This window comes from Amycolatopsis keratiniphila (genome assembly GCF_000400635.2).
Lineage (GTDB): Bacteria > Actinomycetota > Actinomycetes > Mycobacteriales > Pseudonocardiaceae > Amycolatopsis > Amycolatopsis keratiniphila.
This window is the reverse complement of the sequence record NC_021252.1, coordinates 3,392,732-3,418,169: the sequence shown is the minus strand read 5'-3', so window position 1 is coordinate 3,418,169 and position 25,438 is coordinate 3,392,732. Positions and strand designations below refer to the sequence as shown.

The 25,438-nt window shown below is 69.0% G+C and carries 32 protein-coding genes; 18 read left to right on the top strand and 14 right to left on the bottom strand.

Features of this window, described 5'->3' with window-relative positions; translation table 11 throughout:
* Positions 1-17: 17 nt before the first annotated feature.
* Together AORI_RS56715 and AORI_RS56710 are read right to left on the bottom strand one after the other, a co-directional pair.
* Positions 18-1,331, bottom strand: a complete 1,314-nt coding sequence (locus AORI_RS56715) for a lysine N(6)-hydroxylase/L-ornithine N(5)-oxygenase family protein (protein ID WP_016333499.1) — start codon at positions 1,329-1,331, stop codon at positions 18-20.
* Between the two features lie 59 nt (positions 1,332-1,390).
* Positions 1,391-2,647, bottom strand: a complete 1,257-nt coding sequence (locus AORI_RS56710; RefSeq protein WP_016333498.1) for an ATP-grasp domain-containing protein — start codon at positions 2,645-2,647, stop codon at positions 1,391-1,393.
* A gap of 147 nt (positions 2,648-2,794) precedes the next feature.
* On the opposite strand from AORI_RS56710, the gene AORI_RS82865 reads away from it, so the two are divergent.
* Positions 2,795-3,376, top strand: coding sequence for a dihydrofolate reductase family protein (locus tag AORI_RS82865; protein WP_228688359.1), 582 nt, complete (start codon positions 2,795-2,797; stop codon positions 3,374-3,376).
* A gap of 235 nt (positions 3,377-3,611) precedes the next feature.
* Here AORI_RS82865 and AORI_RS56695 read toward each other — a convergent pair whose 3' ends face one another.
* The gene (locus tag AORI_RS56695; RefSeq protein ID WP_016333495.1) at positions 3,612-4,019 is read right to left on the bottom strand and encodes a VOC family protein; all 408 of its coding nucleotides are present in this window, start codon (positions 4,017-4,019) and stop codon (positions 3,612-3,614) included.
* Positions 4,020-4,149: 130 nt separating this feature from the next.
* On the opposite strand from AORI_RS56695, the gene AORI_RS82860 reads away from it, so the two are divergent.
* The 3 genes from AORI_RS82860 to AORI_RS56685 are packed head-to-tail and all read left to right on the top strand — an operon-like array spanning position 4,150 to position 5,573.
* Complete coding sequence (locus tag AORI_RS82860; protein ID WP_200870971.1) at positions 4,150-4,839, top strand: GNAT family N-acetyltransferase; 690 nt, start codon at positions 4,150-4,152, stop codon at positions 4,837-4,839.
* A gap of 42 nt (positions 4,840-4,881) precedes the next feature.
* Entirely contained in the window at positions 4,882-5,361 is a 480-nt protein-coding gene (locus AORI_RS56690) for a DUF2975 domain-containing protein (RefSeq protein WP_016333494.1), read from the top strand.
* A complete protein-coding gene (locus tag AORI_RS56685; RefSeq protein WP_016333493.1) occupies positions 5,361-5,573 on the top strand; it encodes a helix-turn-helix domain-containing protein in 213 nt (70 codons plus the stop codon). Before AORI_RS56690 ends, AORI_RS56685 begins: the two co-directional genes overlap by 1 nt.
* Here AORI_RS56685 and AORI_RS56680 read toward each other — a convergent pair.
* Positions 5,570-6,883, bottom strand: coding sequence for a cytochrome P450 (locus AORI_RS56680; RefSeq protein WP_043848055.1), 1,314 nt, complete (start codon positions 6,881-6,883; stop codon positions 5,570-5,572). The genes AORI_RS56685 and AORI_RS56680 overlap by 4 nt on opposite strands.
* A gap of 71 nt (positions 6,884-6,954) precedes the next feature.
* On the opposite strand from AORI_RS56680, the gene AORI_RS56675 reads away from it, so the two are divergent.
* Positions 6,955-7,575: a UdgX family uracil-DNA binding protein gene (locus AORI_RS56675; RefSeq protein ID WP_016333491.1), complete on the top strand. Its 621-nt coding sequence runs from the start codon at positions 6,955-6,957 to the stop codon at positions 7,573-7,575.
* A gap of 1 nt (position 7,576) precedes the next feature.
* Here AORI_RS56675 and AORI_RS56670 read toward each other — a convergent pair whose 3' ends face one another.
* Both AORI_RS56670 and AORI_RS56665 read right to left on the bottom strand, forming a co-directional pair.
* The gene (locus AORI_RS56670) at positions 7,577-7,768 is read right to left on the bottom strand and encodes a hypothetical protein (protein WP_016333490.1); all 192 of its coding nucleotides are present in this window, start codon (positions 7,766-7,768) and stop codon (positions 7,577-7,579) included.
* Positions 7,769-7,886: 118 nt separating this feature from the next.
* Positions 7,887-8,849 (bottom strand): TIGR03557 family F420-dependent LLM class oxidoreductase, encoded by a 963-nt coding sequence (locus AORI_RS56665; RefSeq protein ID WP_043848769.1) that lies wholly within the window; start codon positions 8,847-8,849, stop codon positions 7,887-7,889.
* A gap of 111 nt (positions 8,850-8,960) precedes the next feature.
* Between AORI_RS56665 and AORI_RS56660 the strand changes: the two genes are divergently transcribed.
* The 3 genes from AORI_RS56660 (at position 8,961) to AORI_RS56650 (ending at position 10,595) form a co-directional block, all read left to right on the top strand.
* Positions 8,961-9,293: a hypothetical protein gene (locus tag AORI_RS56660; protein ID WP_016333488.1), complete on the top strand. Its 333-nt coding sequence runs from the start codon at positions 8,961-8,963 to the stop codon at positions 9,291-9,293.
* Positions 9,294-9,357: 64 nt separating this feature from the next.
* Positions 9,358-9,810, top strand: a complete 453-nt coding sequence (locus AORI_RS56655; RefSeq protein WP_016333487.1) for an ATP-binding protein — start codon at positions 9,358-9,360, stop codon at positions 9,808-9,810.
* Entirely contained in the window at positions 9,807-10,595 is a 789-nt protein-coding gene (locus AORI_RS56650; protein WP_016333486.1) for a SigB/SigF/SigG family RNA polymerase sigma factor, read from the top strand. The genes AORI_RS56655 and AORI_RS56650 overlap by 4 nt, the downstream gene beginning before the upstream one ends.
* 192 nt (positions 10,596-10,787) lie before the next feature.
* Here AORI_RS56650 and AORI_RS56645 read toward each other — a convergent pair whose 3' ends face one another.
* The 3 genes from AORI_RS56645 to AORI_RS56635 form a co-directional block, all read right to left on the bottom strand.
* Positions 10,788-11,117 (bottom strand): DUF3140 domain-containing protein, encoded by a 330-nt coding sequence (locus tag AORI_RS56645; RefSeq protein WP_016333485.1) that lies wholly within the window; start codon positions 11,115-11,117, stop codon positions 10,788-10,790.
* Positions 11,118-11,145: 28 nt separating this feature from the next.
* Positions 11,146-11,610: a hypothetical protein gene (locus tag AORI_RS56640; RefSeq protein WP_016333484.1), complete on the bottom strand. Its 465-nt coding sequence runs from the start codon at positions 11,608-11,610 to the stop codon at positions 11,146-11,148.
* 97 nt (positions 11,611-11,707) lie between these two features.
* A complete protein-coding gene (locus AORI_RS56635; protein WP_016333483.1) occupies positions 11,708-12,169 on the bottom strand; it encodes an SRPBCC family protein in 462 nt (153 codons plus the stop codon).
* A gap of 137 nt (positions 12,170-12,306) precedes the next feature.
* On the opposite strand from AORI_RS56635, the gene AORI_RS56630 reads away from it, so the two are divergent.
* Genes AORI_RS56630 through AORI_RS56605 form a run of 6 tightly spaced genes read left to right on the top strand, consistent with a single transcriptional unit; the run spans position 12,307 to position 16,918 of the window.
* Complete coding sequence (locus AORI_RS56630; RefSeq protein ID WP_016333482.1) at positions 12,307-12,720, top strand: phage holin family protein; 414 nt, start codon at positions 12,307-12,309, stop codon at positions 12,718-12,720.
* Positions 12,717-13,022, top strand: a complete 306-nt coding sequence (locus AORI_RS56625; RefSeq protein ID WP_016333481.1) for a DUF3618 domain-containing protein — start codon at positions 12,717-12,719, stop codon at positions 13,020-13,022. The genes AORI_RS56630 and AORI_RS56625 overlap by 4 nt, the downstream gene beginning before the upstream one ends.
* The gene (locus tag AORI_RS56620) at positions 13,019-13,285 is read left to right on the top strand and encodes a DUF4235 domain-containing protein (protein ID WP_007030245.1); all 267 of its coding nucleotides are present in this window, start codon (positions 13,019-13,021) and stop codon (positions 13,283-13,285) included. Before AORI_RS56625 ends, AORI_RS56620 begins: the two co-directional genes overlap by 4 nt.
* 2 nt (positions 13,286-13,287) lie before the next feature.
* Complete coding sequence (locus tag AORI_RS56615; RefSeq protein WP_016333480.1) at positions 13,288-14,583, top strand: NAD(P)/FAD-dependent oxidoreductase; 1,296 nt, start codon at positions 13,288-13,290, stop codon at positions 14,581-14,583.
* An 11-nt stretch (positions 14,584-14,594) separates the two neighbouring features.
* On the top strand, positions 14,595-15,098 hold the full coding sequence (locus AORI_RS56610) for a hypothetical protein (protein ID WP_016333479.1): 504 nt from the start codon (positions 14,595-14,597) through the stop codon (positions 15,096-15,098).
* A gap of 29 nt (positions 15,099-15,127) precedes the next feature.
* Positions 15,128-16,918 (top strand): thiamine pyrophosphate-requiring protein, encoded by a 1,791-nt coding sequence (locus AORI_RS56605; protein ID WP_016333478.1) that lies wholly within the window; start codon positions 15,128-15,130, stop codon positions 16,916-16,918.
* Between the two features lie 3 nt (positions 16,919-16,921).
* Here AORI_RS56605 and AORI_RS56600 read toward each other — a convergent pair whose 3' ends face one another.
* From AORI_RS56600 to AORI_RS56590, 3 genes are all read right to left on the bottom strand, one after another.
* Positions 16,922-17,683, bottom strand: a complete 762-nt coding sequence (locus tag AORI_RS56600; protein ID WP_016333477.1) for a glucose 1-dehydrogenase — start codon at positions 17,681-17,683, stop codon at positions 16,922-16,924.
* A gap of 35 nt (positions 17,684-17,718) precedes the next feature.
* Positions 17,719-18,315: a TetR/AcrR family transcriptional regulator gene (locus AORI_RS56595; protein WP_016333476.1), complete on the bottom strand. Its 597-nt coding sequence runs from the start codon at positions 18,313-18,315 to the stop codon at positions 17,719-17,721.
* 252 nt (positions 18,316-18,567) lie between these two features.
* Entirely contained in the window at positions 18,568-18,936 is a 369-nt protein-coding gene (locus AORI_RS56590; protein WP_016333475.1) for a winged helix-turn-helix transcriptional regulator, read from the bottom strand.
* A gap of 78 nt (positions 18,937-19,014) precedes the next feature.
* Here AORI_RS56590 and AORI_RS56585 point away from each other — a divergent pair, with 78 nt between their 5' ends.
* Positions 19,015-19,539, top strand: a complete 525-nt coding sequence (locus AORI_RS56585; protein WP_016333474.1) for a GNAT family N-acetyltransferase — start codon at positions 19,015-19,017, stop codon at positions 19,537-19,539.
* Here AORI_RS56585 and AORI_RS56580 read toward each other — a convergent pair.
* The gene (locus AORI_RS56580; protein ID WP_016333473.1) at positions 19,536-20,612 is read right to left on the bottom strand and encodes a TetR/AcrR family transcriptional regulator; all 1,077 of its coding nucleotides are present in this window, start codon (positions 20,610-20,612) and stop codon (positions 19,536-19,538) included. The two genes, AORI_RS56585 and AORI_RS56580, sit on opposite strands and share 4 nt — an antisense overlap.
* Positions 20,613-20,719: 107 nt before the next feature.
* Here AORI_RS56580 and AORI_RS56575 point away from each other — a divergent pair, with 107 nt between their 5' ends.
* Positions 20,720-21,910 carry a cytochrome P450 family protein gene (locus AORI_RS56575; RefSeq protein ID WP_016333472.1) on the top strand — a complete coding sequence of 397 codons (1,191 nt, stop codon included), beginning with the start codon at positions 20,720-20,722 and terminating at the stop codon, positions 21,908-21,910.
* A gap of 26 nt (positions 21,911-21,936) precedes the next feature.
* Positions 21,937-22,794 (top strand): LLM class F420-dependent oxidoreductase, encoded by an 858-nt coding sequence (locus AORI_RS56570; protein WP_043848054.1) that lies wholly within the window; start codon positions 21,937-21,939, stop codon positions 22,792-22,794.
* On the opposite strand, the gene AORI_RS56565 is transcribed toward AORI_RS56570, so the two are convergent.
* Positions 22,769-24,184: a serine/threonine-protein kinase gene (locus tag AORI_RS56565; RefSeq protein WP_016333470.1), complete on the bottom strand. Its 1,416-nt coding sequence runs from the start codon at positions 24,182-24,184 to the stop codon at positions 22,769-22,771. The two genes, AORI_RS56570 and AORI_RS56565, sit on opposite strands and share 26 nt — an antisense overlap.
* A 229-nt stretch (positions 24,185-24,413) precedes the next feature.
* Here AORI_RS56565 and AORI_RS56560 point away from each other — a divergent pair, with 229 nt between their 5' ends.
* Entirely contained in the window at positions 24,414-25,106 is a 693-nt protein-coding gene (locus tag AORI_RS56560; protein WP_016333469.1) for an IclR family transcriptional regulator, read from the top strand.
* Positions 25,107-25,438 lie beyond the last annotated feature (332 nt).

Here is a 25,438-nt window from a genome sequence, read left to right as displayed (position 1 = left end):
CTCTTCCTTCTCGTGGGTCAGCGGGTGGCGACGATGGGGGCGGTTTCCGAAGTCGGCTGCGGTGGCACCGAAGGGTTCTCACCGCGATGGGCGAGGATGTCCTGCAGGATGTCGTTGGCGCGCGGGGCGAGGACGCTCAGCAGCGAGTCCGCGATCCCGTGCGTCGCCTCGTTGACGCCCTGGAGGTAGACGGCCGCGGTGGCGGGCTGCTCGATCTCCAGCCGGTAGTCGCGGGTCACCTTGATCTCCGACAGCCCGATCGATTTCGCGATCTCCTGCACCATCCTCGGCATCTCCGGGGAGAAGCCGGTGCCGAGCAGCACGAGATCGGTGCGCAGTTCCTGCACCTCGCCGGTGCGCCGGTCCGTCAGTTCGAGCACGATCTCGTCGCCCTCGTCGCGGGCGTCGGTGATGTCGCTCATCGTGATCATCTTCAGCCGCGAACGGCCGGAGAGACGGTCCAGGTAGACCGAGCGGTAGAGCGCGTCCATCGTGCCCGGCGCCAGCCCGGAGTAGTTCGTGTGGTGCATCTCCTTGAGCATCTGCTCGCGCGCTTCGGGCCGGGCCTCGAAGAACTTGTCCACATGGGACGGGAAGAACAGCTCGTTGTTGAACTTGCTGCTCTCGTAGTAGTTCAGGCCGATCGAACGCATCACCATGGTCGGCTTGCATTCGGGCAGGTCCTTCTGCACCGCGCTGAACAGTTCCGCCGCGCTCTGCCCGGCGCCGATCACCGCGACGCGGTACGGGAGATCCTTGCGCAGCTTGGCGATCCTCGGCAGGTACTGCGTGCTGTGGATGACGCGGTCCTGGTTCACCGTCCGGAGCCGGTCGGGGATCCGCGCGTCGCGGCCGGCGCCGACCACCAGGTACCGGCTGCGGATGGTCTCGCCGTCGGCGACGTGGGTGTCCCAGCCGGTGAGCGTGCCGTCCGTCCACACGGGAGTGATTTCGAGGCATTCACGGCCACACTGCAGGTCCACCAGCGACAACGAGTCGGCCGTCCACTTGAGATAGTCGGCGAGTTCCACCCGGTACGGGACGAAGCTGCCCATGTTCACGAACTCGTTGAGCCGGTTCGTGGCGTGCAGGTAGTTCAGGAACGAGAAACGGCTGCGCGGATTGCGCAGGGTCACCAGGTCCTTGAGGAAGGAGACCTGCGAGAGGGCTTCGGGCAGGAGCATCCCCCGCTGCCAGGAGACCTCCTCGTCGCGTTCGAGCAGGACCGATTCGCGGGCCAGGCCGGGCGCGAGCTCTTCCAGCGCCACGGCCAAGGCCAGGTTCGACGGTCCTGCTCCGACTGCGAGCAGCTCGACATCACGGTTCGCCATTTGTTCGCTCCGCCATCTTTGTGAGTGCTGGGAAGGTGTTCTGTGGTTCCGGTGCGCGGTCAGCCACCGGCGGCCACCGAGGGCAGCAGGGGGTGCGCGGTCAGCCGGACCTGGGCCATGGCCTTGTCCAGCACCGCCTCGCAGTCGTCGGGATCGGCGCCCGCGCAGATCACGTACGCGTGGCGCGAGATGAACTCCGCCGGCGGCAGCCGCAGTCGCGAACCCGGCTCGACGAGCCTGTCCGCGGCGAGGATCCCGTTGTTCCGCCAGGAATCCGGCACGGACACCGACTCGACGACACAGTCCTGTTTCGGATAGCCGAACCGGACGCCGACCCACCGGGGCTCGGCCTCGTGCGGGATGTGGGGACGCATGCCGAGCGCGACGTCGACCGCGGCCGCGCCGGGGTCGATCCCGGTCGCGAACTTGGCGAGCAGCGGGATCAGGTCTCCGCCGAGCCTGCCGTTGATCTCCACGATCACCGGCCCGCGTTCGGTGAGCTTGAGCTCGGTGTGGGTGATGCCGTACCGGAAGTCGATCGCGCCGTGCGCGCGGGCCAGCGTCGAGCGCAGGGCCGGGTCGGCGAGCAGTTCGTCCGCGGAACTGACCAGATGGCCGAGCTCCTCGAAGTACGGATGCATGCCGACCGTCTTGCGCGCGACGAACATCGGCGTGTACTCGCCGTCGACGACGGCGCCGTCCACACTGATCTCCGGACCGCTGAGGTATTCCTCGATCAGTGCCCCGCCCTTGTAGGCGGGCGAGCCATTGAAGCTGGCGTCCTCCGCGGTCCGGAACGCCTTCCGCACCGCTTCGGCGTCTTCCGCGAGACTGACACCGATGCTGGCCCCGCCGCCGCGCGGTTTGACGACGACCGGATATCCGATCCGATCCGCGACACTGACCGCCTGGTCGTCGTCGTGCACGAACCCGAAATCGGGCTGCGCGACCCCGGCCGCGGTGAGTGTCCGGCGGCTGAACCACTTGTCACGGCAGCCTTCGATCGCGGAGAGTCCGGCGCCCGGGACGCCGAGTTCGTCCGCGACATGCGCCGCCGCCACGATCAGCGCCTCGTCCCAGCACACCACGCCGAGCACCGGCGTGGTGGCGTGGAGTGCGCGGGCCGCGGCCAGCACGGCGTCCTGGTCCTGCGTGTCCAGCACCGTGGCGCCGGTGATGTAGCGCTCCTGCCAGGTCGGTTCGGTCCCGTTGAACAACCACAAGGGATGCCGGTGCCCGGCCGACGCCAACAGGTACTCCCGGTACGGCCGCATCCCGCAGCCGATCACCAGGACAACACCCTCCGCTGAGCTCATTCCCTCTCCCCACCAGCCCGTCACTTCGTCGCGGGCTACTACATCCCGGGGGCGGGTTGACCGGAACCCTTGATTCGGGAAGAACAATCAACGAGATGCGTGGTGACGAGGCGGATACCGCGCGGAATGAACCGGCAGGAGGCCGTGATGCTCGAACCCCAGACCGCGGACGGGAAGGTGCTCTGGCACTTCACGATGTCGCTCGACGGCTTCGTCGCCGGCCCGGGCCACGGCATGGACTGGATGACCGGCACCACGTTCCGGCCGGACCTGGTCGGCGAATACGCCGCGACCACCGGCGCCGTCCTCGGCGGCCGCGACGGCTGGGACGCCTACCCCGATCCCGGCGCCATCTACGGCGGCGCCTGGACGGGGCCGCTGTTCGTCCTCACCCATCACCCCGAGGACGCCACGCCCACCCCCGGGGTCACGTTCCTGAACTGCGGCGTCGAAGAAGCCGTCCGGATCGGACTGGAAGCGGCGACGGGGTCCGGCTGTACGACAATCCCGGCGGGGCGCCGATCCACCTTCGGGGGCTCGGCAGGGAAGATCCGCGTGCGGCGATCGACGTGCGGTTCCGGCCGGCTTAGTTCCTGTTTCCATAGGACTGCTCGCACGGGTACCCGTCGCGGTCCGCGTCCCAGCTCAACGGGCGCCCCGCGTTCACCCAGGCGTTGTAGGCGTACGTGTACGAGAACCCTTCGGCGAACAGGCGCTGGCACGACGTGAGCGAAGGCGCCCGGGTGACCGTCACCGGCGGCTCGACCACGACCACGGACGTGGCGGGCGGCGCGACGACGGCGGTGGTCGCCTGTTCATCCTCTTGCCTCCCGGTGGAACCGCCGAATCCTCACGTGAGGGAGAACGGCGGTTTCACCGGTGACATAACGGGTTTCGCGCGATCGGAGCCGCAAGTCCCCGGAAGGCGGGAGCTTCGGCACGGACCGGGCAGGGCCGGAAGACCCTAGGATTGAATGACGTTCACCATCCACGAGATGCCGAACTTGTCGGTGCACGCACCGAATTCGTCACCCCACATCTGCTTTTCGAAGGGCACCGAAACGGTGCCTTCGGCGGAGAGTTTCTCCCAGTATCCGCGCAATTCCTCACCGTCGTCGCCGCTGAGGCTGACCGACACGTTGGTGCCCGGTTCGTGCTCCATTCCCGGCGGCGTGTCCGACGCCATGATCGTGTAACCGCTCGGGGAATCGAGCTGGCTGTGCATGATCTGGTCCGCCGCGGGCGTTCCCGCCATACCGGACTCGCCGAACGTATTCAGCGTCAGTTCTCCGCCGAACACCGACTTGTAGAACTCCATGGCCTGCCGGGCGTCGCCGGCGAAGCTGATGTAGGGATTGAGACGAGAAGCCACTGGAACGCTCCTTCTGGTCGGGTCACGAGCATCCTGACAGACCGCCCCTGACGCGACAACGGCCGGACTACGGCCGGGTGAATCCTTGAATACGTGGGCGATTTCCCGAGTACCGCTTTAATGTCGGCACATGCCCGCGTTCCGGATCCACCCCGCGACCGCCGACCGGTTCGGCGACGTCGCGACCATCCTCAATCCGAACGGGAACGACCGCGCCTGCTGGTGTCTCGCCTACCGCGCGAAACCCGCGGACTACAGCCGGTTGCGCGGCGACGAACGGGCCGACCACGTCCGCGCCCTGTGCGCGGCGGATCCGGCACCCGGCGTGCTCGCCTACGACGGCGCCACCCCGGTCGGCTGGTGCGGCGTCGGCCCGCGCGCGCACCTGCACCGGATGACGCGTTCCCGCACGATGCCGCCGATCGACGACGTCCCGGCGTGGACGGTCGTCTGTTTCGTCGTCCGGGCCGGCCATCGCCGGAAGGGCGTGGCGCACGCGCTGCTGGACGGCGCCGTCTCCTACGCGCTCGCACGGCGCCCCGGTCATCGAGGGCTATCCCGTCGACCCCGGCGAAGGGCGGATCAACTCCTCCGCGGCCCACGTGGGGACCATCGGGTTGTTCGCGGCCGCGGGCTTCGAACTCGTCGCGGAGACCCAGGCGCGGTCGGACCGGAAACCGCGCTGGCTCATGCGGCTGGACCTGCGCTCTTGAGCAGCGACCCCTCTGCGGCCGAAGGGGCCCTTCACCGCATCAGACGCGGCGAAGGACGCCTTCAGCCCACCACAGCTCCACCCCCACCGCCGACCGCCCTTCGATAGCTACCGATTGACTTTCGATAGATAACGCGCGAAACTCGATGCATGATCACAGGTCAACGGGCCGTCGCGCCCCTGCGCGTCTTCCTCGTGCTGCTCTTCGGGGTCCTGGTCCTCTTCCAGACCATGTCCCTGCCGGGCCAGTTCGCGCATATGGCACGCCAGGATCCGGAGATGGCGTACCTGCGCTGGCCCGCGACGGCGGTTTCCGTCTTCTGGGTGCTGTGCGTCCAGGTCGTGGTCGTCGCCACGTGGCAACTGCTCTCCCTGGTCAAGAAGGACCGGATCTTCACCGAAGCGTCCTTGCGGTGGGTGGACGCCATCGTGTGGGCGATCCTCGCGGGCTGGGTGGTGCTGGCGGGCGTGTTCCTCTACGTCGGCTTCAACGCCGAAGATCCCGGCCTGCCGCTGCTGTTGTTCCTGGCGTTGATCGGCGTCGCCGTGCTGGGCCTGCTCATGATCGTGATGCGCACCCTGCTGCGGCAGGCCACCACCCTGCGCTCCGACCTCGAACAGGTGATCTGATGCCGATCGTCGTCCGCATCGACGTCGAACTGGCCAAGCGCAAGCTGAGCGTCGGCGAGTTCGCCGAACTCGTCGGGCTCACCCCGGCGAACGTCGCGGTGCTGAAGAACGGCCGCGCCAAGGCCGTCCGGTTCAGCACGCTCGAAGCGATGTGCCGGGTGCTCGAATGCCAGCCGGGAGATCTGCTCGAATGGGTCCCGGACGAGCCTTAGGCCGCCGAGAACTTCAGGTGGAAGTTGTCCAGCGTCGCGGGCAACGGCCGCTCCGGCCCGAGGACGGCACCGGAGGCCAGTTCGAAGCGGCGGTCCTTGATCAGGTGCGCCAGCATCGTGCTCGCGCAGAACAGCACCAGATTCCGGCCGGGACAGATGGCGGGACCGGCGCTGAACGGGACCAGCGCGGGATTCGCCGCCGCGCTGCCGTCCAGCCAGATCCCGGGTTCGAACCGGTCCGCGTAGGGCAGCGATTCGGGATCGCGGTGGAAGAACGGGGTGAAGATCAGCACCGTGGTCCCCGCCGGTCCCCACGCCGTCTCGGCCGTGCTCTCGCGCAGCAGCGCGGGGGTGGTCGGCCACAGCCGGACCGATTCGAGGGCGCAGGCGCGCAGGTACGGGAACTGGCCGGGCAGGCTCAGGTCGGCGGCCGCGACCTCCTCGTCGGCGCGTTCCCTGGCCGCCGGGTGGGTGGCCAGCAGCGCGAGCGCGCGGAAGGTGACGATGCCCGCGGCGTCGAACGCGAAGAGCCAGTGGGCGACCTGGTCGGCGACGACCTCCATCGTCCGCTCACCCGCCGGGCCGGCCGACGCGATGGCTTCGGCGAGGCTCCCCGGCTCCGCCCGTTCCAGATGGCCGATGAGCCGGGTGCGGAACTGATCGTGGAGCCGGTCGCGCCGAGGGTGCGCGTACGCCCAGTTCCCGTCCTTCCGCAGCCGGGCGAGCATGTCGGTCAGGCCGTCGTCGCCCGCCGCGGACTCGCCGAGCGTGACCCGGCGGACGATCCGCCACCAGGCCACGTTGAAGGTGTCCCAGTCCAGAGTGCCGCCGTCCCAGAGCGACGCCGCCTCCTCACCGATCGCCGCGGCGAAAGGGGCGGCGAGGTCGTGCAACGGCTTGCCCGGTTCGAGGACCTCCTCGTTGAACTCACGACGCGGCGCCCGCTCCACCGCGTCCGAGACGAGGACGCCGTGAGGCTGGAAATGTCCCAGCGCCGCCCGCTTCTCCTTGGTCGACGGGCTGAACGGGACCGGCGCGGCGGCGAGCACGTCACCGACGTCGTCCCCCGACAACGCCAGATCGATCGTCCGGCCGGGCACCCGCAGGCGCAGCGGCCCCGGGCCGTACTGGGACCGCAGCCTGCACAACAGCCGCACCGCGGAGCGGTCGAGCTGGAGTTTCTGCGCCGCGGCCAGCCCCAGCGGCCGCCGTTTGATCACCCCGCCGGCGAGCGTGGGCAGCACGACCCGCAGCGCGATACGCACGGTGTCCTGAACGGAAGCGATGGCTGGTTCGGTCGTAGTCGCCATGGCGAAGGGCTACCCGGCACGGCTCGCGCGTAATCGGTTTGTCCCACGGCCGGGCGGGGAATCCGGCGGCCATGGCGACCAAGGCACCCGGGGCGGACCCGCCCGAGACCGCCGACCTCGGCGAGCTGCGTTCGGCGGCGGCCGGTTGCCGCGGCTGCGACCTCTATCGCGACGCCACGCAGACCGTCTTCGGCGAAGGCTCACGCGCGGCGGAGATCATGGTGGTCGGCGAACAGCCCGGTGACCAGGAGGACCGGCAGGGTGCCCCGTTCGTGGGCCCCGCGGGTCGGCTGCTCGACCGGGCACTCGACGAAGCGGGTTTCGACCGCAGGAAGATCTACGTCACCAACGCGGTCAAGCACTTCAAGTTCAAACGCGACGAGCGCGGCAAACGGCGTATCCACAAGACGCCCTCGAAGACCGAGGTCGTCGCCTGCCGTCCGTGGCTGCACGCCGAACTGACGGCGGTCCGCCCGGAGCTGCTGATCTTCCTCGGCGCCACGGCGGCGAAGGCGCTGCTGGGCGACGACTTCCGCATCACGCGCAGCCGCGGCGAGCGGATCGACCTCGCCGAGTACGCCACCACCGCGGTCGCCACGGTGCACCCGTCCGCGGTCCTGCGCGCGCCGGACCGCGACGAGGCCTATCAGGCCTTCGTCGCGGACCTCGTGGCGGCGCGCAGCACCCGCTGAATCAAGCCACTTCGGAGCTGCTGCCGCGGTCGTGCAGGCCGAGCATGTCCAGCAGGGTCGCACAATCTTCGGGGCTCTTGGCCCGCGAAGCCACGGCGAGGGCCGCCCTGCGGCGGACGGCTTCCTGCTCCGGCGTGTCCTGGCCCTCCGGAAGCAGGTCCGGCACCGGATGAAGCCCGAGTTCGTTGTGCATCGGTTTCCCCCTTGGCTGAAGGATGAGTGACTGCTTGGTACCCGCGCTCGCGGGTTTGAACACAGGTGTCCCCGTTCGGGTGTGCGGAGACACAGCGCTACTGCTCCGTCCGGGTGAATCAGCTCCGCAACGCCGGGAGCAGCGTCTCTTCGGCGAAGCGCAGGAAGCCTTCCTGCTGGTCGCCGCCGATCTGGATCAAGGCCACATCGGTGAATCCGGCGGCCTCGAATTCGCCCACCCGCTTCACGATCGCGTCCACGTCGGGACCGCACGGGATCGCCGCCGCGACGTCCTCCGGCTTGACGAACTGCGTGGCACCGGCGAACCCCGCGGGCCCCGGCAACTCGGCGTTGACCTTCCAACCGCCGCCGAACCAGCGGAACTGCTCGTGCGCCCGCTGGATCGCGGCGTCGCGATCCTCGCCCCACGACACCGGCAGCTGGGCGATCTTCCTGGTGGGCGGGCCGAGTTTGGTGGCGTCCCACTCGCGGCTCAGCGCCTCATCCGGCTCCACCGCGATCATCGCGTCGGCGATCGGCGCGAACCGGGTCACCGACTGCGACCCGGACACCGCGACCGCCACGGGTACACGCTGCTCCGGCAGATCCCAGAGCTTCGCCGAGTCCACTCGGAAGTGTTCACCCTTGTAGTTGAAGTAGCCGCCGTCGAAGAGCCCGCCGATGATCTGGATCGCTTCGGCGAGCATCTCGTGCCGGACGTTCGCCGGCGGCCACCCGCGGCCCACGACGTGCTCGTTGAGGTTCTCCCCCGCGCCGAGCCCGAGGGTGAACCGGCCGTCCGACAGCGCCTGGACGGTCGCCGCCTTCTGCGCCACCACCGCCGGGTGATACCGCATGATCGGGCACGTCACGAAGGTCATCAGTTCGACCCGTTCGGTGCTCTGGGTGACCGCTCCCAGCACGCTCCACGCGTACGGCGAATGCCCCTGCTCGTCGAGCCACGGCGAATAGTGGTCGCTCATCACCTCGAAGTCGAAGCCCGCCTGCTCCCCTCCGGCGGCGTATCCCACCAGGTCCTTCGGTCCGGCCTGTTCGGTCATGAGTGTGTAGCCGATGCGCATCGAAGCCTCCTTCGCGTCGACCACCGCGTACCCGCCCGTCCCCGGCGTCAACCGGACGTTTATCCGGCGAATCGATCGGGGTACCTGACCCGCAGAAGGAGAGGAGCCGCGATGCCGCAGCAGGCTTGGAGCGACAAACGAGAACGTCAGTACGAGCACATCAAGGACTCGGCGAAGGACAGGGGCGCCAGCACCGGCCGGGCCGAGGAGATCGCCGCGCGGACGGTCAACAAGAACCGCGCACAGGCGGGCGAGTCTCGCGAGGCGAGCCGGACGTCCCTGAAGGACATGTCACCGCAGCGGCGTGGTGGCAAGCGGTCCGGCAACCGGTTGGGTCCGAACGGCCCGACGAAGGACCAGCTCTACAACGAGGCGAAGCAGCGCAATGTCGAGGGCAGGTCCAAGATGTCCAAAAAGGAGCTTCAACGAGCTCTGGGCCGTTGAGCACGCGTCACGCGGCGGATCCCCGTCGCGGTCATCCCACGGCCAAGGACGGATGGATTTCGTAATGGACGCATACGGGCGGGGTGGCCTGACCCCGCAGACCCGGTCCCAGTCGGACGGCCTGTCCGACCGGGTCGAACTTCGTCTGCCCGCCGAAGCGGAGCAGATCCCCCTCGTCCGCACGCTCACCCACGGTGTGGTGGCGCGCGCGGACTTCGGCTTGGACGCCATTTCAGACGCGAAGATGGCCGTCGACGAAGCCTGTTCCCAACTTGTCCAGCCCGCAGAACTGGGAGCCGTTCTTTGTTGTGTCTTTCACGAGATACCGGAAGGAATCGCCGTCTCGATCTCGACGCGGACGAGCAAGCCCTATCTGCCGAGCGAGACGACCTTCGGCTGGCACGTCTTGACGACCTTGACCGGGTCGGCGACCGCGCGCTGCGAACCGATCCCCGGCGAACTGGGGGGCACGACGACCATCGAGCTCGTCCTGACCCCGGGAACGAGCGACGGGTGAGTGGGGAGCGCAAGACACTCACCCGGCAGGCGGACGACTACGCCCACTGCGAGCCCCTCTTCGAGGAACTGTCGTCGCTGCCGGAGGACTCTCCGCGCCGTCAAGATCTGCGTGCGCGGCTAGTCACCGAGCTCCTTCCGCTCGCCGAGCACATCGCCACCAGGTTCTCCGGCCGGGGTGAACCTCGCGAGGACCTGGTTCAGGTGGCGCGGATCGGCCTGATCAACGCGGTCGACCGGTTCGACCCCGGCCGTGGGCACGACTTCCTCTCGTTCGCCGTGCCCACGGTGATGGGCGAGGTCCGGCGGCACTTCCGGGACACCGGCTGGTCGGTCCGCGTGCCGAGGCGGCTCAAGGAGCTCCACGTCTCGCTCAGCCAGGGCACGGCGGCGCTGTCCCAGCGGCTCGGCCGCGCGCCGACGCCGACCGAACTCGCCGAATACCTCGGCCTCGAGGTCAACGACGTGCGCGAAGGGCTGCTGGCCGGCCAGGCGTACCAGACGTTGTCGGTCGACAAGCCGGTCCACGACAACGCCACCGAGGCCCTCTCGCTCGCCGACACGATCGGCGAGGAGGACCACGAGATGGCCCTGGTGGAGACCCACGAGGCGCTGCAACCGCTGCTGCGGGAACTCCCGAAGCGGGAACGCGCGATCCTCGTCATGCGGTTCTTCGGCGGCTACACCCAGACGCAGATCGCGGAGCGGATCGGCATCTCGCAGATGCACGTCTCACGGCTCCTGTCGCAGACGCTGGAACAGCTGCGCGGAAAGCTATCGGAGTAGCGCGGAACAGCGCACACGCGTGATTGAAGACCGCACACGCGTGATTGGGGGCGGAACTCTAAGTTCCGCCCCAATCACGCGTGATGCGTCTCCAATCACGCATGATCCGGCTCCAATCACAGGGATCGGAAGTACGTGAAGGCCCCCTTCACTGCGTCTAACGCAATGAAGGGGGCCTTCACGTACAAAGGATCAAACGGGTTTCAGTGGGTCGTGCCCCATCGACATCAGCTTGTGCCGCCAGTGCGCCTGGCCCGCGACCGGTTCCAGGTCGTCGCGCCGCTCGTCCACCACCCGCCGGACGACCGAGCGCATCACGCGCTCGTCCTCGGCGGTGAGGTCGGTCCGGCGCTTGCCGAGGATGCCCAGCACATGCCGCCCGGTCGGCGTACCCGCCTGGTCCGGCAGTGCCTCGTCCTCGTCGTCGGCCGACCGCGTGCGCAGCCAGTCGGCCAGTTCCCGCGAGGTCATGTTCACCACGCGATGGAACTCTTCCCACAGTTCGTCATCGATCTCGTGCACGGCGAAACCTCCTGCCAGCACTCGACTTCTACGGCGTCGTGTACGGCGCCTGGTGTTCGATCGACGGGCTCGCCGCCGGGTAACGGCCGTCCTGCCCGGGCACCGGCGTCACCGTCGTGCCCTGTTGTTCGGGCTCGACGCGCTGCCGGGGACGGTTGATGACCGCTTCGGCCTCTTGCTCACCACGGATCCGCGAGAGCACGCTGAGCGTGATCGCATGGGCGATGGCCAAGACCAGCAGCAGAACGCCGAGCCTGCCCACCACACCGGGCAGGTCGCTGCCGCCGATGTCGATGGTCGACAGCAACGCCAAGACGCCCAACGTCGCGAGGTGGAACAGCACCGTCACGAGCCACGTCATGGACGCGCCCGCGGCCGGATCCCCATGGGAACCCCGCAGGTAGCGCTTACCGCTCTGGTAGATGATCAGACCGTCGAGCATGACCAGCGCCACCCCGATGACGAGGAAGGACACGTATGCGTTGGTAGTCATGCCGGAACGCTCCCTTCGTAATGGACCTCACCCCGAGAGATACCCGAGACCTCCCCCTGGAAAACGCCGTCTTCCAGGGGAAGATCCCGGGCGGTGGTCAGCTGCCGGGGCGGTCCACGTCACCGCGCCACGCGCCGGATTCGCGGCCGCGGCTCTCGATGAATTCCTTGAACCGTTTCATGTCGCCCTTGATCCGGCGGTCGAGTACGCCGAGTTTGTCGGCGACGTTCTCGGCGAAGCCTTCCGGGTCGATGTCCATCTGCGCCGTGACACGGGTCTTGTTGTCGTCGAGGCGATGGAAGGTGATGACGCCCGCGTGGTCGGGACCGGAGTCCGACGTCCACGCGATACGTTCGTCGGGATGTTGCTCGGTGATCGTCGCGTCGAATTCCCGGCTCACCCCACCGAACTTGGTCACCCAGTGGGTGTGGGTCGCGTCGATCTGACGGATCTCTTCGACACCTTCCATGAACTGCGGGAAGCTCTCGAACTGAGTCCACTGGTTGTACGCGGTCTTCACCGGGACTTCGACGTCCACCATTTCGGTGATCGTGCTCATGCATCCTCCTGTCGGTTGGGTGCTTTTCGAGCCGGCACTCCCCGGCTACCCGGCGCTCAGTGGAGCGAAACACGCTGTGATTGACCCGCCGGGCGGCCGGGTACCCGGCGGGCAGAACACTCCGAGGAGGTGCCCCCATGATCGAAGAGACCCACCGGAAGCCGCCCGAGGAAAAGTCGGTCGGCGAACTGGTTTCCGATCTCAGTGACGAGGTCAAACACCTGGTCCGCGACGAGATGCGGCTGGCCGTGTTCGAGTTGCAGGGCAAGGGGAAGAAGCTGGGAGTCGGCGCCGGATTGTTCGGCGCGGCGGGCGTTTTCGCGCTCTTCGGCCTGGCGACCCTGATCGCCGCCGTGGTCCTGGCCCTCGCCTTGGTCATGCCCGCCTGGCTGGCGGCCGTGGTGTCCGGCGCGGCGCTCCTGCTGATCGGTGGCCTTTCCGCCATCGTCGGCAAGAAGGAGGTCACGAGCGCGACCCCGCCGGTGCCGGAAGAAGCCATCGAGGGTGTCCGTGACGACGTCGACACCGTGAAGCAGGGAGTCCGCTCATGACCGATTTCCCCAAGAACGCCGAAGAAGCCCGCGCCGATCGCGACGTGACGCGCGAAGAACTCACCGAGACCCTCGATGCGCTGGGCAAGAAGATGGACGTCAAGGCGAGGGTGAACGACAACCTCGACGCGAAGGTCGATCAGGCCAGCGCCAAGATCTCCGACAAGGTTTCCGAGCCCGCGGCCGAAAAGTTCCGCCAGGGCACCGAAATCGTCCGTGCCAACCCAGTGCCGATCTTCGCCGGTGTGCTCGCGCTGCTCGTCGCCATCCGGCTGATCCTGCGAAAGAGGTCTTCGTCGTGAACAAGGTTCTCTACAAACCGCTGAACATGGTCGTGAGCGCCGCGGGCGGTGTGCTCGCCGGGATCGCGTTCAAACAGATCTGGAAACGCGTGAGCGGTGAGGAGGACGCGCCGAACGCCACCGACCGGGACTTCACCTGGACCCAGGTGATCGTCGCGGCGGCCGCGCAGGGCGCGATCTTCGGTGCGGTGAAGGCGGCCACGGAACGGGCGGGCGCGGTCGGCTACCGCAAGGCGACCGGCGACTGGCCCACGGAGGACTGACGATGCGCGTTGTGATCATCGGAGGTGGCTTCGCCGGGTACAACGCGGCGAAGACGCTGCTGAAGTCGGTCGGGGACGACACCGAGATCGTGGTGCTGAACCCGACCGACTACTTCCTCTATCTCCCCCTGCTGCCCGAGGTCGCCGCCGGCATCTTGGAACCGCGCCGGATCTCGGTGTCCATTCCCGGCACGCTGCGCGGGGTGCGCCTCGTGCTCGGCACCGCCAAAGCCGTCGACTTCGACGCCCGCAGCGTGAGTTACGTCGACCCCGAGGACCGTGAGCATCACCTCGGCTACGACCGGCTGGTGCTCGCCGCAGGCAGTGTCAACAAGCTGCTGCCGATCCCGGGCGTGCCGGAGTACGCCCACGGTTTCCGCGGGCTGCCCGAAGCCCTGTACCTGCGGGACCACATCACCCGGCAGATAGAGCTCGCCGCCTCCGCGACGGATCCGGCCGAACGCGACGCGCGCTGCACGTTCGTCGTGGTCGGCGCCGGCTACACCGGCACGGAGGTCGCCGCGCAGGGTCCGGCGTTCACCGCCGCGCTCGCCGCCCGGCATCCCGAACTGAAGGACCAGAAGATCCGGTGGCTGTTGCTGGATCTGGCCGGCCGGGTGCTGCCGGAACTCGACCGGCGGCTCGGCACCACCGCCGACGAGGTGCTGCGCGCCCGCGGTGTCGAGGTGCTGATGAAGACGTCGATCGAGGACGCCGGGCCGGGCGGGGTCACCCTGACCTCCGGTGAATCCGTGCCGACCCACACCCTGGTGTGGTGCGTCGGCGTCCGTCCGGATCCGCTGATCGAGGACCTGGGGCTGAAGACCGCCAAGGGCAGGCTGGTCGTGACGGCGCAGCTGAACGTTCCCGGACGGCGCGACGTCTACGCGTGCGGGGACGCGGCGGCCGTGCCGGATCTGACCCGGCCCGGCGAGTACACGCCGATGACCGCCCAGCACGCCGAACGGCAGGGCAAACTCGCGGGCAAGAACGTGGCGGCGTCCCTCGGACATGGCTCGCACGGCACCTATCGGCACCACGATCTCGGCTTCGTCGTCGACCTCGGCGCCCATCAGGCGGCCGCGAATCCCTTGCACATCCCGCTTTCCGGATTCGCCGCGAAGGCGGTCACCCGCGGCTACCACCTGCTGGCCATGCCCGGCAACCGGCTGCGGACAGCCACCGACTGGGCGCTGGAAGCGGTGACGAAACGGCAGACCGTCCAATTAGGACTCGTCCGCTCGGGTTCGGTGCCGCTGGACACGGATTCCCCCGAACTCCCCCGCACGAACTGCTAGAGGAGACGACCATGACCGCCGATTCCGATCCCATCCGCGCCGAAGGTCCCTCGGTCGTCACCGACGGCGGCGACGAAGGGGCGAAGCTGCTGGTCCTCGACCCGGCGGGCGAGGGCAAGCACGGTGAACTCCCGGCGACGTGGCGGCCGCTCGCGGCCCAGCGTCAGATCATCTGGTGCAGGCTGCCCGTCGACGGCGCGCTCAGCCAGGCCGAAGACGTCCTCGGCGACGCGGAACCCGGCGGCCCGCCGATCGACGTGGTGGCCGCCGGCGGCTCGGCCGCGGACGCGCTGCGGCTGGCCGAACGTCATCCCGGCGCGGCGGCCCATGTCCTGCTGGTCGACCCGGTACCGGACGAGTCCTCCGAGCTGGCCGAACGGGTGCGCTCCGCCGGGACCGCGGTGGCCGTGCTCCCGCACAGCACCGGTGAGCCCTACAACCGGGTCCCGCCACCGCTGCCGCTCGGACATCCGGACGTCGTCGCGGGGGTCACCAAGATCCTCGAGAACGTTTAGCCGCCGGGGAGGGGCGGTATCCGGCGCCCATGAGCGAAACCGTTGCGGACCATGTTCTGGCCAGGCTGCGCGAATGGGACGTGGAGCAGGTCTTCGCCTATCCCGGCGACGGCATCAACGGGCTGGTGACCGCGTTCGGCACGGCGAAGAACAAGCCACGTTTCGTACAGACGCGCCATGAGGAGATGGCGGCGTTCGCGGCCGTCGGATACGCGAAGCTGAGCGGGCGGCCCGGTGTCTGCATGGCGACGTCCGGACCGGGGGCGATCCACCTGCTCAACGGCCTCTACGACGCCAAACTCGACCACGTGCCGGTGGTGGCGATCGTCGGGCAGACGACGCGCAGCGCGATGGGCGGCAGCTACCAGCAGGAGGTGGACCTGCAGGCGTTGTTCAAGGACGTCGCGAGCGAGTACCTCGTCGAGGTCAACGTCCCCGAACAGCTGCCGAACGCCCTCGACCGCGCCCTGCGCACCGCCATCGCCCAGCGCGCGCCCACGGCGCTCATCATTCCGGCGGATCTGCAGGAGGAGACCTATCAGCCGCCGCAGCACGAGTTCAAGCACGTGCCGTCCTCCCCTCCCGACCACCCGCGGGCCAGCGTCATCCCGCCCTCGGACGAGATCGCCCGCGCCGCAGAGGTGCTGAACGCGGGCGAAAAGGTCGCGATCCTCGTCGGCCAGGGCGCGCGCAACGCCGTCACCGAGGTCCGCGAGGTCGCCGAGCTCACCGGTGCCGGAGTGGCGAAAGCGTTGCTGGGCAAGGATGTCCTGCCTGACGACCTGCCGTACGTCACCGGCTCCATCGGACTGCTCGGCACGCGGCCGACGTACGAGATGATGCGGGACTGCGACACGCTCCTGATCGTCGGCTCGAACATGCCGTACGCGCAGTTCCTGCCGGAATTCGGCCAGGCGCGGGCCGTCCAGATCGACATCGATCCCCGGTTCCTGGGCCTGCGCTATCCGACCGAGGTCAATCTCCTCGGCGACGCGAAGGACACCTTGCAGCAGCTGATCCCGTTGCTGAAAGGTAAAACCGAGCGCGGCTGGCGCGAGCGGATCGAGAAGAACGTCGGCGAGTGGCAGGAGACGCTGACCCGCCAGGCGATGCTGGACGCGGAACCGGTCAACCCGATGCGGATCGTGCACGAACTGTCCGAGCGGATCCCCGAGAACGCCATCGTCACCGCCGACTCCGGCTCGGCCACCAACTGGTACGCCAGGAACCTCCGGATGCGCGGCCGCATGCGGGGCACGCTTTCCGGCACCCTCGCGACGATGGGTTCCGGTGTCCCCTACGCGATCGGCGCCAAGTTCGCCCATCCCGACCGGCCGGTGATCGCGCTGGTCGGCGACGGCGCGATGCAGATGAACGGGATGGCGGAACTGCTGACCATCGCCCGGTACCGCGAACTGTGGACGGACCCGCGGTGCGTCATCTGCGTGTTCCACAACGGTGATCTGAACCAGGTCACCTGGGAACTGCGCGCCATGGGCGGCGCGCCGAAGTTCGAGCCGTCGCAGACCCTGCCGGAAGTGTCCTATTCGGACTTCGCGCTGGAGATCGGCCTCGGCGGGATCGCCGTCGACGATCCCGCCCGGCTCGGCGAGGCGTGGGACGTCGCGCTGTCGACCGACGTGCCGACCGTGCTCGACGTCCGCTGCGATCCCGAAGTGCCGCCGATCCCGCCGCACGCCACCTTCGAGCAGGTGAAGTCGATGACCGAAGCCGTCCTCAAGGGCGAACCCGACGCCTGGCACCTGCTGACGCAGGGCATCAAGACGAAGATGCAGGAACTGCTGCCCTCGCGCCGCTGAGGCTCACGCGCTGGCGCCGCCGTCGAGGACGATGTCGTGCCCCACGACGTACGCCGCCTCGTCCGACGCCAGCCACAGGACCGCCGCGGCGATCTCTTCGACCGCGCCGATCCGGCCGAGCGGGATGACCGCACCGAGCCGGGCGGCGCGGTCGGCCTCGGACTCACCGGGCCGGAAAGACATGCCGGTGTCGGTGGCGCCGGGGCTGACCGCGTTGATCCGGATGCCCTCGGCGATGTGGTCGCGGGCGGCGGTCCGGGTCAGCACGTCCACGGCGGCCTTCGAAGCGGCGTACGCGGCCATTCCCGGCAGGCGGTTGTGCGAGCCGATGTTGGACGACATGTTGACGATGGCTCCCCCGCCGCTCTTCCGCATCTGGGCGATCTCGTGCTTCATGGACAGCCAGGTGCCGGTGAGGTTCGTCCGCACGACGGCGTCGAAGCCGTCTTCGTCGAGATCCGCCGCCGGCGCGGGATTGCCGAGGATGCCGGCGTTGTTGAACGCGATGTCGAGTTTGCCGTGCCTCCGCACGGTCTCGGCGACGAGGCGCTCGACCTCGGAGCCGACACTCACGTCCGCGGTCACCGCGTCGGCCGTTCCGCCGTCCGCCTCGATCTCCTTCACGGTCTGACGCAGCTTCTCGCCGTCTCGCCCCGAAACGACGACCTGAGCGCCTTCGCGCGCGAAGGCCGACGCCGTGGCACGCCCGATCCCGGATCCTCCCCCGGTGACCAGGACGACCTTGCCGCTGAATCGCTTCCCCACAGTGGTTACCGCTTTCTGGTCCGATCGTTCCATTATCAATGTTTGCGAGCGGCTTCGAGAACCGCGATGGCCTGCCTCGCCGCCGCCTTGACCCGCGCCGCGGGATCGGGCCCCTTGCCCAGCACCCGCATGCCCTGCAGGACGGTGAGCAGGAAGCCCGCCAGCTCTTCCGGATCGGCGGTGGCGTCGAGTTCGCCCTGCGCCTTCGCGCGGCTCAACGCCATCCGCACCGCCAGCTCGAGCGCGTCCCAGCTGCGCTCGATCACCCGCACGACCTCGAGATCCTTCGGCATCATCTCCATGGCGGCGTTGACCACGAAACAGCCTTTGCGCGCCGATTCACCCAGGATTTCGGCGAGATAGCGGTCAATGAGCCGCCGCACTCCTGCGAGCGCCGGCCCCGGCCCGGCGAAGTCTTCGACGAACCGCTCGTTGCCCCGGGCGATGTAGCGATTCAAGGCCGTCAGGTATAGCTCGTGCTTGGTACCGAAGGTCGCGTACAGGCTCGCCTTGCCGATGCCGAGCACGGCGACCAGGTCACTGACGGAGGTGGCCTCGTAGCCTTGCCGCCAGAACAGTTCCAGCGCGGCTTCGCAGGCCGCGTCGACGTCGAATTCCTTCACCCTGGACACGACATGGAGCTTAACCACATCTGGACCGATCGGTCAAATAAGCGTCGGTGTGACGCTTGGCTCGTGCGTGTTTGGGTCGGTAGAGCCAAGGGTGTGGGCTGAAGGCTCCCTTCACCGAGTCTGATGCGACGAAAGGAGCCTTCGCCCCGGTCGGCTACGGGGAGCGGCGGTTCGGTCGCAGGTGCCGCCTCGTGCGTGTTTTGGGTCGGTAGAACGACCCAAAACACTCATGACGGTTTACAAAGGAGCCGCTCAGCTACCCGAGTCGTAAGCCGACCGAGCCTCTTCCACCTTCGGCAGGTTCTCCGTCGACCAGTCCGCGAGAGTCGCGAACAGCGGCGCCAGACTCCGCCCGAGGTCGCTGATCTCGTACTCGACCCGGGGCGGCACCTCGGCGTGATAGGTCCGGGTGATCAGACCGTCGCGTTCCAGCTGCCGCAGCCGTTGCGTCAGCACCTTCGGCGTGATCGAGCCGATGCGCCGCTCGAGTTCGACGAACCGCTGCCTGCCGAACTCGTTGAGCGCCCACAGGATCGGCGTGGTCCAGCGGCTGAAGACGAGGTCGACCACGGGGGCGATCGGGCAGGCCTGGTCGGGTGTGGTCGAGGCGTCGGCGCGCATGAACCCAAGGTACGCGGGTTGCCGAGTTGTCATGATCCGGACACCCCATGGCCCCGTCTGTGCGCGTAACGTTCTGTTATGGACTTGACCACCGAAAGGCTCGTCGTCCGTGATTGGTCCGAGGACGACGCCGAAGCCGCGCTGGCGATCTACGGCACCACCGACGTGACCCGTTGGCTCACCCCGGCGATGGACCGGGTGACCGACGAGGCGGCCATGCGTTCGGTTCTGCAGGCCTGGCAGCAGGCGCAGCCGAATCTCGTGCCGCCGCGCGGGAGATGGGCGGTGCAGCGCAAGGAAGACGGCAAGGTCGTCGGCGGGCTGGGCATCCATCTGCTGCCACCGTACGAAGAGGACCTGGAGATCAGCTGGCAGCTGCACCCGGACGCCTGGGGCGAGGGCTACGCCTCCGAGGCCGCCCGCGCGCTGATCGGCTGGGCGTTCACGCAGGACACGGACGAACTCTTCGCCGTCGCCCGCCCGAACAACACGCGTGCCATCGCGACCGCGAAACGGCTCGGCATGGTCTGGGTCGGGGAAACCGACAAGTACTACGGGCTTCGCCTGCAGGTGTACCGGATCCGCCACACGGACACGGTCTAGGCACTGTCCACACGGGACACTTCGCCCGAGACGGCGTATCCCGCGCCGCGCCCGTCCGCGGTGGCGACGATCCGGCCCCTCTCGACCCGGATCGCGGCCTCGGTCTCGTCACTGACCGCGAGCACCCCCGCCGCGGCCGCCAGCGTCCCGTTCGCGTCGCACACCACGCGCACTCCCGGCCACGACGATTCCGGGAAGGCCTGCCGCAGACCGCCGCATACTTCCGCGACGATCAGCCGCGTCAGCGGCACGAGCTCGGCGGGATCGCTGGTCACGGCGACGACGGTGACGTCGCGGCCCGAGGCCCGGACGGCCTCCTCCGCGGCGGCCAGCCGGTGAGTGCCCAGCACGACGACCACGCCGTCGCCCGGCACGAAGGATTCGGCGCGCACGATGTCGACGGCCCCGGGCGGTGACCACAGCAGGTCGGCGACCTGCGCCGTGGGGGTGATCACCGGCGGCGCCCACCAGTCGTTGAACGCCATCCCCGCCAGCCGCTCGCAGGCGCTCACGACATCGAAGGGCTCGACCAGCCCCGGCGCGGTGGCCGCGAGCTGGCCGGCGCCGTGCAGCGTGGTCAGCACGGTCTCCGCGAGCCGGACCCGACGCGAGATCGGCGATCCCGCCGGCCGCTCCGGCGGGTCGAGCCGCTCCAGCGCGAGCCCGAGCAGGAGTCCGTTGAGCTTCACCAGCTGGGCGAACGGCCGCCGGACGTGCTCGTCCGCGAGCACTTCCGGCATCAGGTCGCGGACCAGGCCCGCCTGGTCGTCGTCCAGGGGAAACGCCGCCACCCGGGCCCTGGCCAGCGCGCCCAGCGCACCTTCGAGCGTCTCGCCGGGCACGGCGTGCGGCGCTCCGGCGGACTGTTCGGCCAGCTCGGCGAGGACGGCGAAGTACAACGCGCGTTTCCCCGGGAAGTTGGAGTAGACCGCCCCGCGGGTGAGCTCCGCCCGTTCGGCGATGACGTCGATCTTGGCGTCCCGGAAGCCCTGTTCGGCGAACTCGTCGCGCGCGGCGGCCAGCACCTTCGCGCGATTGCGCTCCTGCGTCTCCGCCCTGCTCAGCCGGACCATCGGCCTCCCGTCAGCCAGCACGATTGCTCTCAGACCCGGATCAAGATACCTTGACCATTCAGATGATGAGAACATCTGATTTGCACATCCGAACTGGGAGAGCCACCTTGTCCGACGTTCCCGAGATCCTCCTGACCGACCCCGAGGTCCTGCGCGACCCGTTCACCGCCTACGCCCCCGTCCGCGAACGCTCCCCGATCGCCAAACTCTCCGCGCCGGGGTTCTCGATGTGGGCGGTCCTGCGTCACGAAGAGGCACGGAAGATGCTGAGCGACCCGCGTTTCGCCCTGAGCGCGAACACCTATCAGCGCATGGACATCCCCGACCACTGCCGCCCGTACATGCGGACGATGCAGGAGGTCGAGGGCCCCGAGCACCTCCGGCTCCGGCGGCTGGTCGCCCCGGCGTTCACCCCGCGCAAGGCCGCCGCGCTCCGCGAGGGGATCGAGCGGCTCGTCGAAACCCTCCTCGACGAACTCGCCGGGGAAGACCGGATCGACCTGGTCACCGCGTTCGCGCGCCCGCTGCCGGTGGACGTGATCTGCGCACTGGTCGGCATCCCCGAGGCCGACCGTCCGCGCTGGCGCGAATACGGCGCCCTGGTCTCGGCCGGCGACGGGGCGGGGCTCGCGAAAGCGGTCCCCGGGATCGCCGAGGACGCGCTCGCGGCCATCGCGAAGCGGAAGCTCGAACCGGCCGAGGACGTCCTCTCGCAACTGCTCAGGATCCAGGCCGAAGACGGCGACAGGCTCAGCGAAACCGAACTGGTCGCCCTGGTCTGGCAACTCGCGCTGGGCGGCCAGGTGCCCGGCAATCTCATCGCCAACGCCGTCGAAATCCTGCTTTCCCACCCCGAGCAGCTGGCCGAACTCCGTGAAGACCCGGCGCTCATGCCCGGCGCGGTCGAGGAGGTGATGCGCTGGCAGAGCCCGCAGCTGCTGACCCTGCCCCGGTTCGCCACCACGGACGTCCGGATCGGCGACGTCCTCATCCCCGAAGGAGAACCTGTTACCGTCGCGATCGCCGCGGCGAACCGGGACCCGAGGGCGTTCCCCGAACCGGACGTCTTCGACATCCGCCGCGCGGCGGGGCCGGCGTGGCATCTCGCCTTCGCCCACGGGCCGCACTTCTGCCTCGGCGCTTCACTGGCCAGGGTTCAGGTCGAGGTCGCACTCACCGCCTTGCTGCGCAGGTTCCCCGATCTCGCCCTCGCCGACGGCCTCCTGCGGATCCCGGACCCGGGCACCTGGCGGCTGAACGCCCTGCCGGTAACGCTGCACGCCACGGTTGCGAACTGAAACACGTTCTAATAACGTGACCGCCTGTGAGACACGGGATTGTGCTGTTCACCAGTGACCGGGGGATCAGTCCGGCGGCGGCCGCGCGGGCGGCCGAAGCCGCCGGCTTCGACGCCTTCCACGTGCCCGAACACACGCACATCCCGGTCAAACGGGAGGCTCCGCATCCGCGCACCGGCGACTCGTCGCTCCCCGACGACCGCTACCTGCGCACGCTGGACCCGTGGGTCGCACTGGCCACGGCGGCCTCGGTGACCACGCGGATCCGGCTCGCGACGGCGGTGGCCCTCCCGGTCGAGAGCGATCCGATCACGCTGGCGAAGACCATCGCCAGCCTCGACCACCTCTCGGCCGGACGGGTCACGCTCGGCGTCGGCTTCGGCTGGAACGTCGACGAACTGGCCGATCACGGCGTCCCCGGCGGCAAACGCCGGACCGTGCTGCGCGAGTACCTCGAAGCGATGCGCGCGCTCTGGACGCAGGACGAAGCCTCGTACGCGGGCGCGTTCGTCTCGTTCGGTGCGAGCTGGGCTTGGCCGAAACCGGCCCAGGCGCATATCCCGGTGATCGTCGGCGCGGGCGCGACGGAGAAGACGTTCCGCTGGATCGCGAAGTCGGCCGACGGGTGGCTGACCACACCCGACGACACGGACATCGAGGACAAAGCGCGGCGGCTGCGCGAGATCTGGCGCGAAGAGGGCCGAGCCGGCGAACCGGAGATCTCGGCGCTCGGCGTCCGCCCGGATCCGGAAAAGCTGGCCGAACTGGAAGCGGCCGGGGTCACCGAGACGATCTTCGGTCTCCCGGACCGCTCCCCCGAGGAGGTCGAGGCCTGGCTTCAGCGCCTCGCCGGGAAACTCAACCTGCCCGCTGCGAGTCGATGAGGTACCGGCCGTCCTTCTGGACCAGGACGAAGGTCTCCCGCCCTGTCGTCGTCCCGCCCGAGGCCCGCACGTAGGTGAGCGTCGCCGTCACCGTGTTGCCGGATTCGGTCACGTTCGACACGGTCACCGCGCTGAATTGCCTCCAGTAGTTCGAATACCGCTCGAAGCTCTGGTTCCTCGTCTGCTTGAAGTTGTCGCTCAGTGTCGCGAACCCCGCCTGGAGATTCCCCGGGATGAGGGCGTAGTAGGCCGAGAGCGCCTGCCCCGGTGTCTGCGCGGGAGGCGGCGCTGCCGAGGACGACGAGGACGAGGACGAGGACGGGGGCGGCGTCGACGGCGGCACGGAGGACGGCGAAGGTGGCGGCGCGGCAGGCTCCGAAGTGGTCGGCGCCGCGGACTGCGACTGGGAAGCCGGCGGCGGGGCCTGCCCCATCGGGGCGTCGTCGTCGCGGTTGAGCACCACGACCACGGCCGCGGCGGCGGCCGCCGCGAGCACGAGGAACACCGCGAGCACGCCGATCAGCATTCCCTTGCGCGCCTTGGGCGGCGGCTCCTCCGCGACGAGCGTCGTCGGCTCCCCCGCCGCGAGCGCGCGCAGCTCCCGCTCGGTTTCGGACATCGTCGGCCTGCTGTCCGGGCGGACGTCGAGAAGCCGGTTCAGCAGCGGGGTCAGGATCCCGGACCTGGTCGGCGGGGTGATCTCGCCGCTCGACGCGCGGTACAGCAACGCGATCGGGTTCTCCGCCGTGCCGTACGGCGTGCCGCCTTCGAGCGCGGTGTACAGCGTCGCGCCGAGCGAGAACACGTCGGAAGCGGACGTGGCGTCCTCGCCGCGGGCCACCTCGGGCGCCAGGAACGCGGGTGTCCCGGAGATCTCGCCGGTCGCGGTGAGCTGGACGTCGCCCATCGCCCGCGAGATCCCGAAGTCGGTGATCTTGACGGTGTCGTCGTCGCCCAGCAGGACGTTGCCGGGCTTGATGTCGCGGTGGACGATGCCCGCGCGGTGCGCGGCCGCCAGCGCCGAGCAGAGCTGGATGCCGAGACGGATGACGTCGTCGACCTCCATCGGCCCCTCGCGCAGCTTCTCCGCGAGGCTGGTGGAGGGCAGGTACTCCATGATGATCCACGGGCGGTCCTGCTCGTCGATCACCCCGAAGACGGTGATGGCGTGCGGATGCACCAGCCGCGCGGCGATCCTGGCCTCGCGCAGGGCGCGGTTCTTGGCCTCGTCGGCCTTCTGCTCCCCCGCGCCGTGCGGCAGAAGGAGTTCCTTGACCGCGACCGTGCGCTCCAGGTTCTCGTCGCGCGCCCGCCACACGGTGCCCATGGAGCCACCGCCGACGGGCTCGATGAGATCGAACCGATCGGCGAGGCGGCGGATCTCCTCCATTATCGACGTCCCCCTGGAGCTGTGGTGTTCGCGCGAACCTTGCCAGCATGCCAGGAACGCGCCGGGACGCCGGACCCGGCAGGGTGGTTCGCGACGCGGTGTCGGTCACGTCGGCGAAGGGGCCGTTCAGCGGAACACCGCCCCATCGGCTGCCCGGAAGTTCGTATCCCGGCAGGCCGGGGGCGCACTTTACTTCTCCGGTGTGGCCTGTTTCCGGGAAAGGGCGGCGATGCGGGAGACCATTGGCGGACGCGGCGTGCTCGAAGGCGCGTTCGCGTTGCTCGAAGCACTCAACGAACACGGCGGGCAGGCCGGGCTGGCCCAGCTCGTGCGGACCACCGGGCTCCCGAAGACCACCGCGCACCGGCTTCTGGACCAGCTGGCCGACCTGGGCGCGGTCGAACGGGCGGGCCGCGGCTACCGGATCGGCTCGCGGGTGTTCCGGCTCGGGCGGTACTGGCAGCCCGAACTGCGGGACCTCGCCAAGGAATGGCTGCCCGTGCTTTCGGCGCGGATGCGCGCGAGCCTGGTGCTCGTGGTCCCGAGGGAAGGTCGCGCGCTCGTCGCGGCCGGGGCCGTCCTCCCCGCCGACGACGTCCCCGTGTGGCCGGGCAGTCCGCTGCCGCCCGGGACCGCCGCCGGGCGGCTCCTCGCCGCTCATCACCCGGCGCTCGCCGAACCGGACACCGACGCGCTGGAGATCCGCGCGGCCGGGTTCGCGGCGGAGTCGGAGACGATCGCCGAGGGGCTCGGCTGCGCCGCCGTCGCCGTCCGGACCCCGGACGGCCGGGTCGGCGCGGCACTCGCCGCCGTCCTGCCCGCCCGCCGCGACCCGGTTTCCGCGGTCGCCGCGCTGACGAGCACCGCCCGGTCCTTCAGCGCCGCGCTCGCCGAAAGCTCGCGGCCGAACCGCGCCGGATGATCGGCGAACCCCGAACAATCCCCGACCAACGCGAGCACCGGGCGGCAGGCCGAATACAGGCGGAATATTTCCGACGAGATCCCGGAAATCGTCTCACGGTGCGTCCGCGACCGGTGTCACCCCGTGCAGAAACCTTGGAGCACAGGCTGTTTGCGTGACCGATCGCCTACCGGGCGAGGCGTTCGCGAGCCGATTAAATCACCACCTGCCGGACTTTTCCGGCACTTCCGAAACGGGGCGTCACACGTACTGTTCAGGAATTCTTTCGACCAAGGAGGGAATTCCTTGACAAGACATTCCTTGAAAAGACGGGGCGCGGCCTTGGCGGCGTT

What these genes read in the sequence shown, in the direction of transcription:
- AORI_RS56715 (WP_016333499.1), bottom strand. Translation starts at nt 1,331, where the DNA reads ATGGCGAACCGTGATGTCGAGCTGCTCGCAGTCGGAGCAGGACCGTCG.
- AORI_RS56710 (WP_016333498.1), bottom strand. Translation starts at nt 2,647, where the DNA reads ATGAGCTCAGCGGAGGGTGTTGTCCTGGTGATCGGCTGCGGGATGCGG.
- AORI_RS82865 (WP_228688359.1), top strand. Translation starts at nt 2,795, where the DNA reads ATGCTCGAACCCCAGACCGCGGACGGGAAGGTGCTCTGGCACTTCACG.
- AORI_RS82860 (WP_200870971.1), top strand. Translation starts at nt 4,150, where the DNA reads ATGCCCGCGTTCCGGATCCACCCCGCGACCGCCGACCGGTTCGGCGAC.
- AORI_RS56690 (WP_016333494.1), top strand. Translation starts at nt 4,882, where the DNA reads ATGATCACAGGTCAACGGGCCGTCGCGCCCCTGCGCGTCTTCCTCGTG.
- AORI_RS56685 (WP_016333493.1), top strand. Translation starts at nt 5,361, where the DNA reads ATGCCGATCGTCGTCCGCATCGACGTCGAACTGGCCAAGCGCAAGCTG.
- AORI_RS56680 (WP_043848055.1), bottom strand. Translation starts at nt 6,883, where the DNA reads ATGGCGACTACGACCGAACCAGCCATCGCTTCCGTTCAGGACACCGTG.
- AORI_RS56675 (WP_016333491.1), top strand. Translation starts at nt 6,955, where the DNA reads ATGGCGACCAAGGCACCCGGGGCGGACCCGCCCGAGACCGCCGACCTC.
- AORI_RS56670 (WP_016333490.1), bottom strand. Translation starts at nt 7,768, where the DNA reads ATGCACAACGAACTCGGGCTTCATCCGGTGCCGGACCTGCTTCCGGAG.
- AORI_RS56665 (WP_043848769.1), bottom strand. Translation starts at nt 8,849, where the DNA reads ATGCGCATCGGCTACACACTCATGACCGAACAGGCCGGACCGAAGGAC.
- AORI_RS56660 (WP_016333488.1), top strand. Translation starts at nt 8,961, where the DNA reads ATGCCGCAGCAGGCTTGGAGCGACAAACGAGAACGTCAGTACGAGCAC.
- AORI_RS56655 (WP_016333487.1), top strand. Translation starts at nt 9,358, where the DNA reads ATGGACGCATACGGGCGGGGTGGCCTGACCCCGCAGACCCGGTCCCAG.
- AORI_RS56640 (WP_016333484.1), bottom strand. Translation starts at nt 11,610, where the DNA reads ATGACTACCAACGCATACGTGTCCTTCCTCGTCATCGGGGTGGCGCTG.
- AORI_RS56635 (WP_016333483.1), bottom strand. Translation starts at nt 12,169, where the DNA reads ATGAGCACGATCACCGAAATGGTGGACGTCGAAGTCCCGGTGAAGACC.
- AORI_RS56630 (WP_016333482.1), top strand. Translation starts at nt 12,307, where the DNA reads ATGATCGAAGAGACCCACCGGAAGCCGCCCGAGGAAAAGTCGGTCGGC.
- AORI_RS56625 (WP_016333481.1), top strand. Translation starts at nt 12,717, where the DNA reads ATGACCGATTTCCCCAAGAACGCCGAAGAAGCCCGCGCCGATCGCGAC.
- AORI_RS56615 (WP_016333480.1), top strand. Translation starts at nt 13,288, where the DNA reads ATGCGCGTTGTGATCATCGGAGGTGGCTTCGCCGGGTACAACGCGGCG.
- AORI_RS56610 (WP_016333479.1), top strand. Translation starts at nt 14,595, where the DNA reads ATGACCGCCGATTCCGATCCCATCCGCGCCGAAGGTCCCTCGGTCGTC.
- AORI_RS56605 (WP_016333478.1), top strand. Translation starts at nt 15,128, where the DNA reads ATGAGCGAAACCGTTGCGGACCATGTTCTGGCCAGGCTGCGCGAATGG.
- AORI_RS56590 (WP_016333475.1), bottom strand. Translation starts at nt 18,936, where the DNA reads ATGCGCGCCGACGCCTCGACCACACCCGACCAGGCCTGCCCGATCGCC.
- AORI_RS56585 (WP_016333474.1), top strand. Translation starts at nt 19,015, where the DNA reads ATGGACTTGACCACCGAAAGGCTCGTCGTCCGTGATTGGTCCGAGGAC.
- AORI_RS56580 (WP_016333473.1), bottom strand. Translation starts at nt 20,612, where the DNA reads ATGGTCCGGCTGAGCAGGGCGGAGACGCAGGAGCGCAATCGCGCGAAG.
- AORI_RS56565 (WP_016333470.1), bottom strand. Translation starts at nt 24,184, where the DNA reads ATGGAGGAGATCCGCCGCCTCGCCGATCGGTTCGATCTCATCGAGCCC.
- AORI_RS56560 (WP_016333469.1), top strand. Translation starts at nt 24,414, where the DNA reads ATGCGGGAGACCATTGGCGGACGCGGCGTGCTCGAAGGCGCGTTCGCG.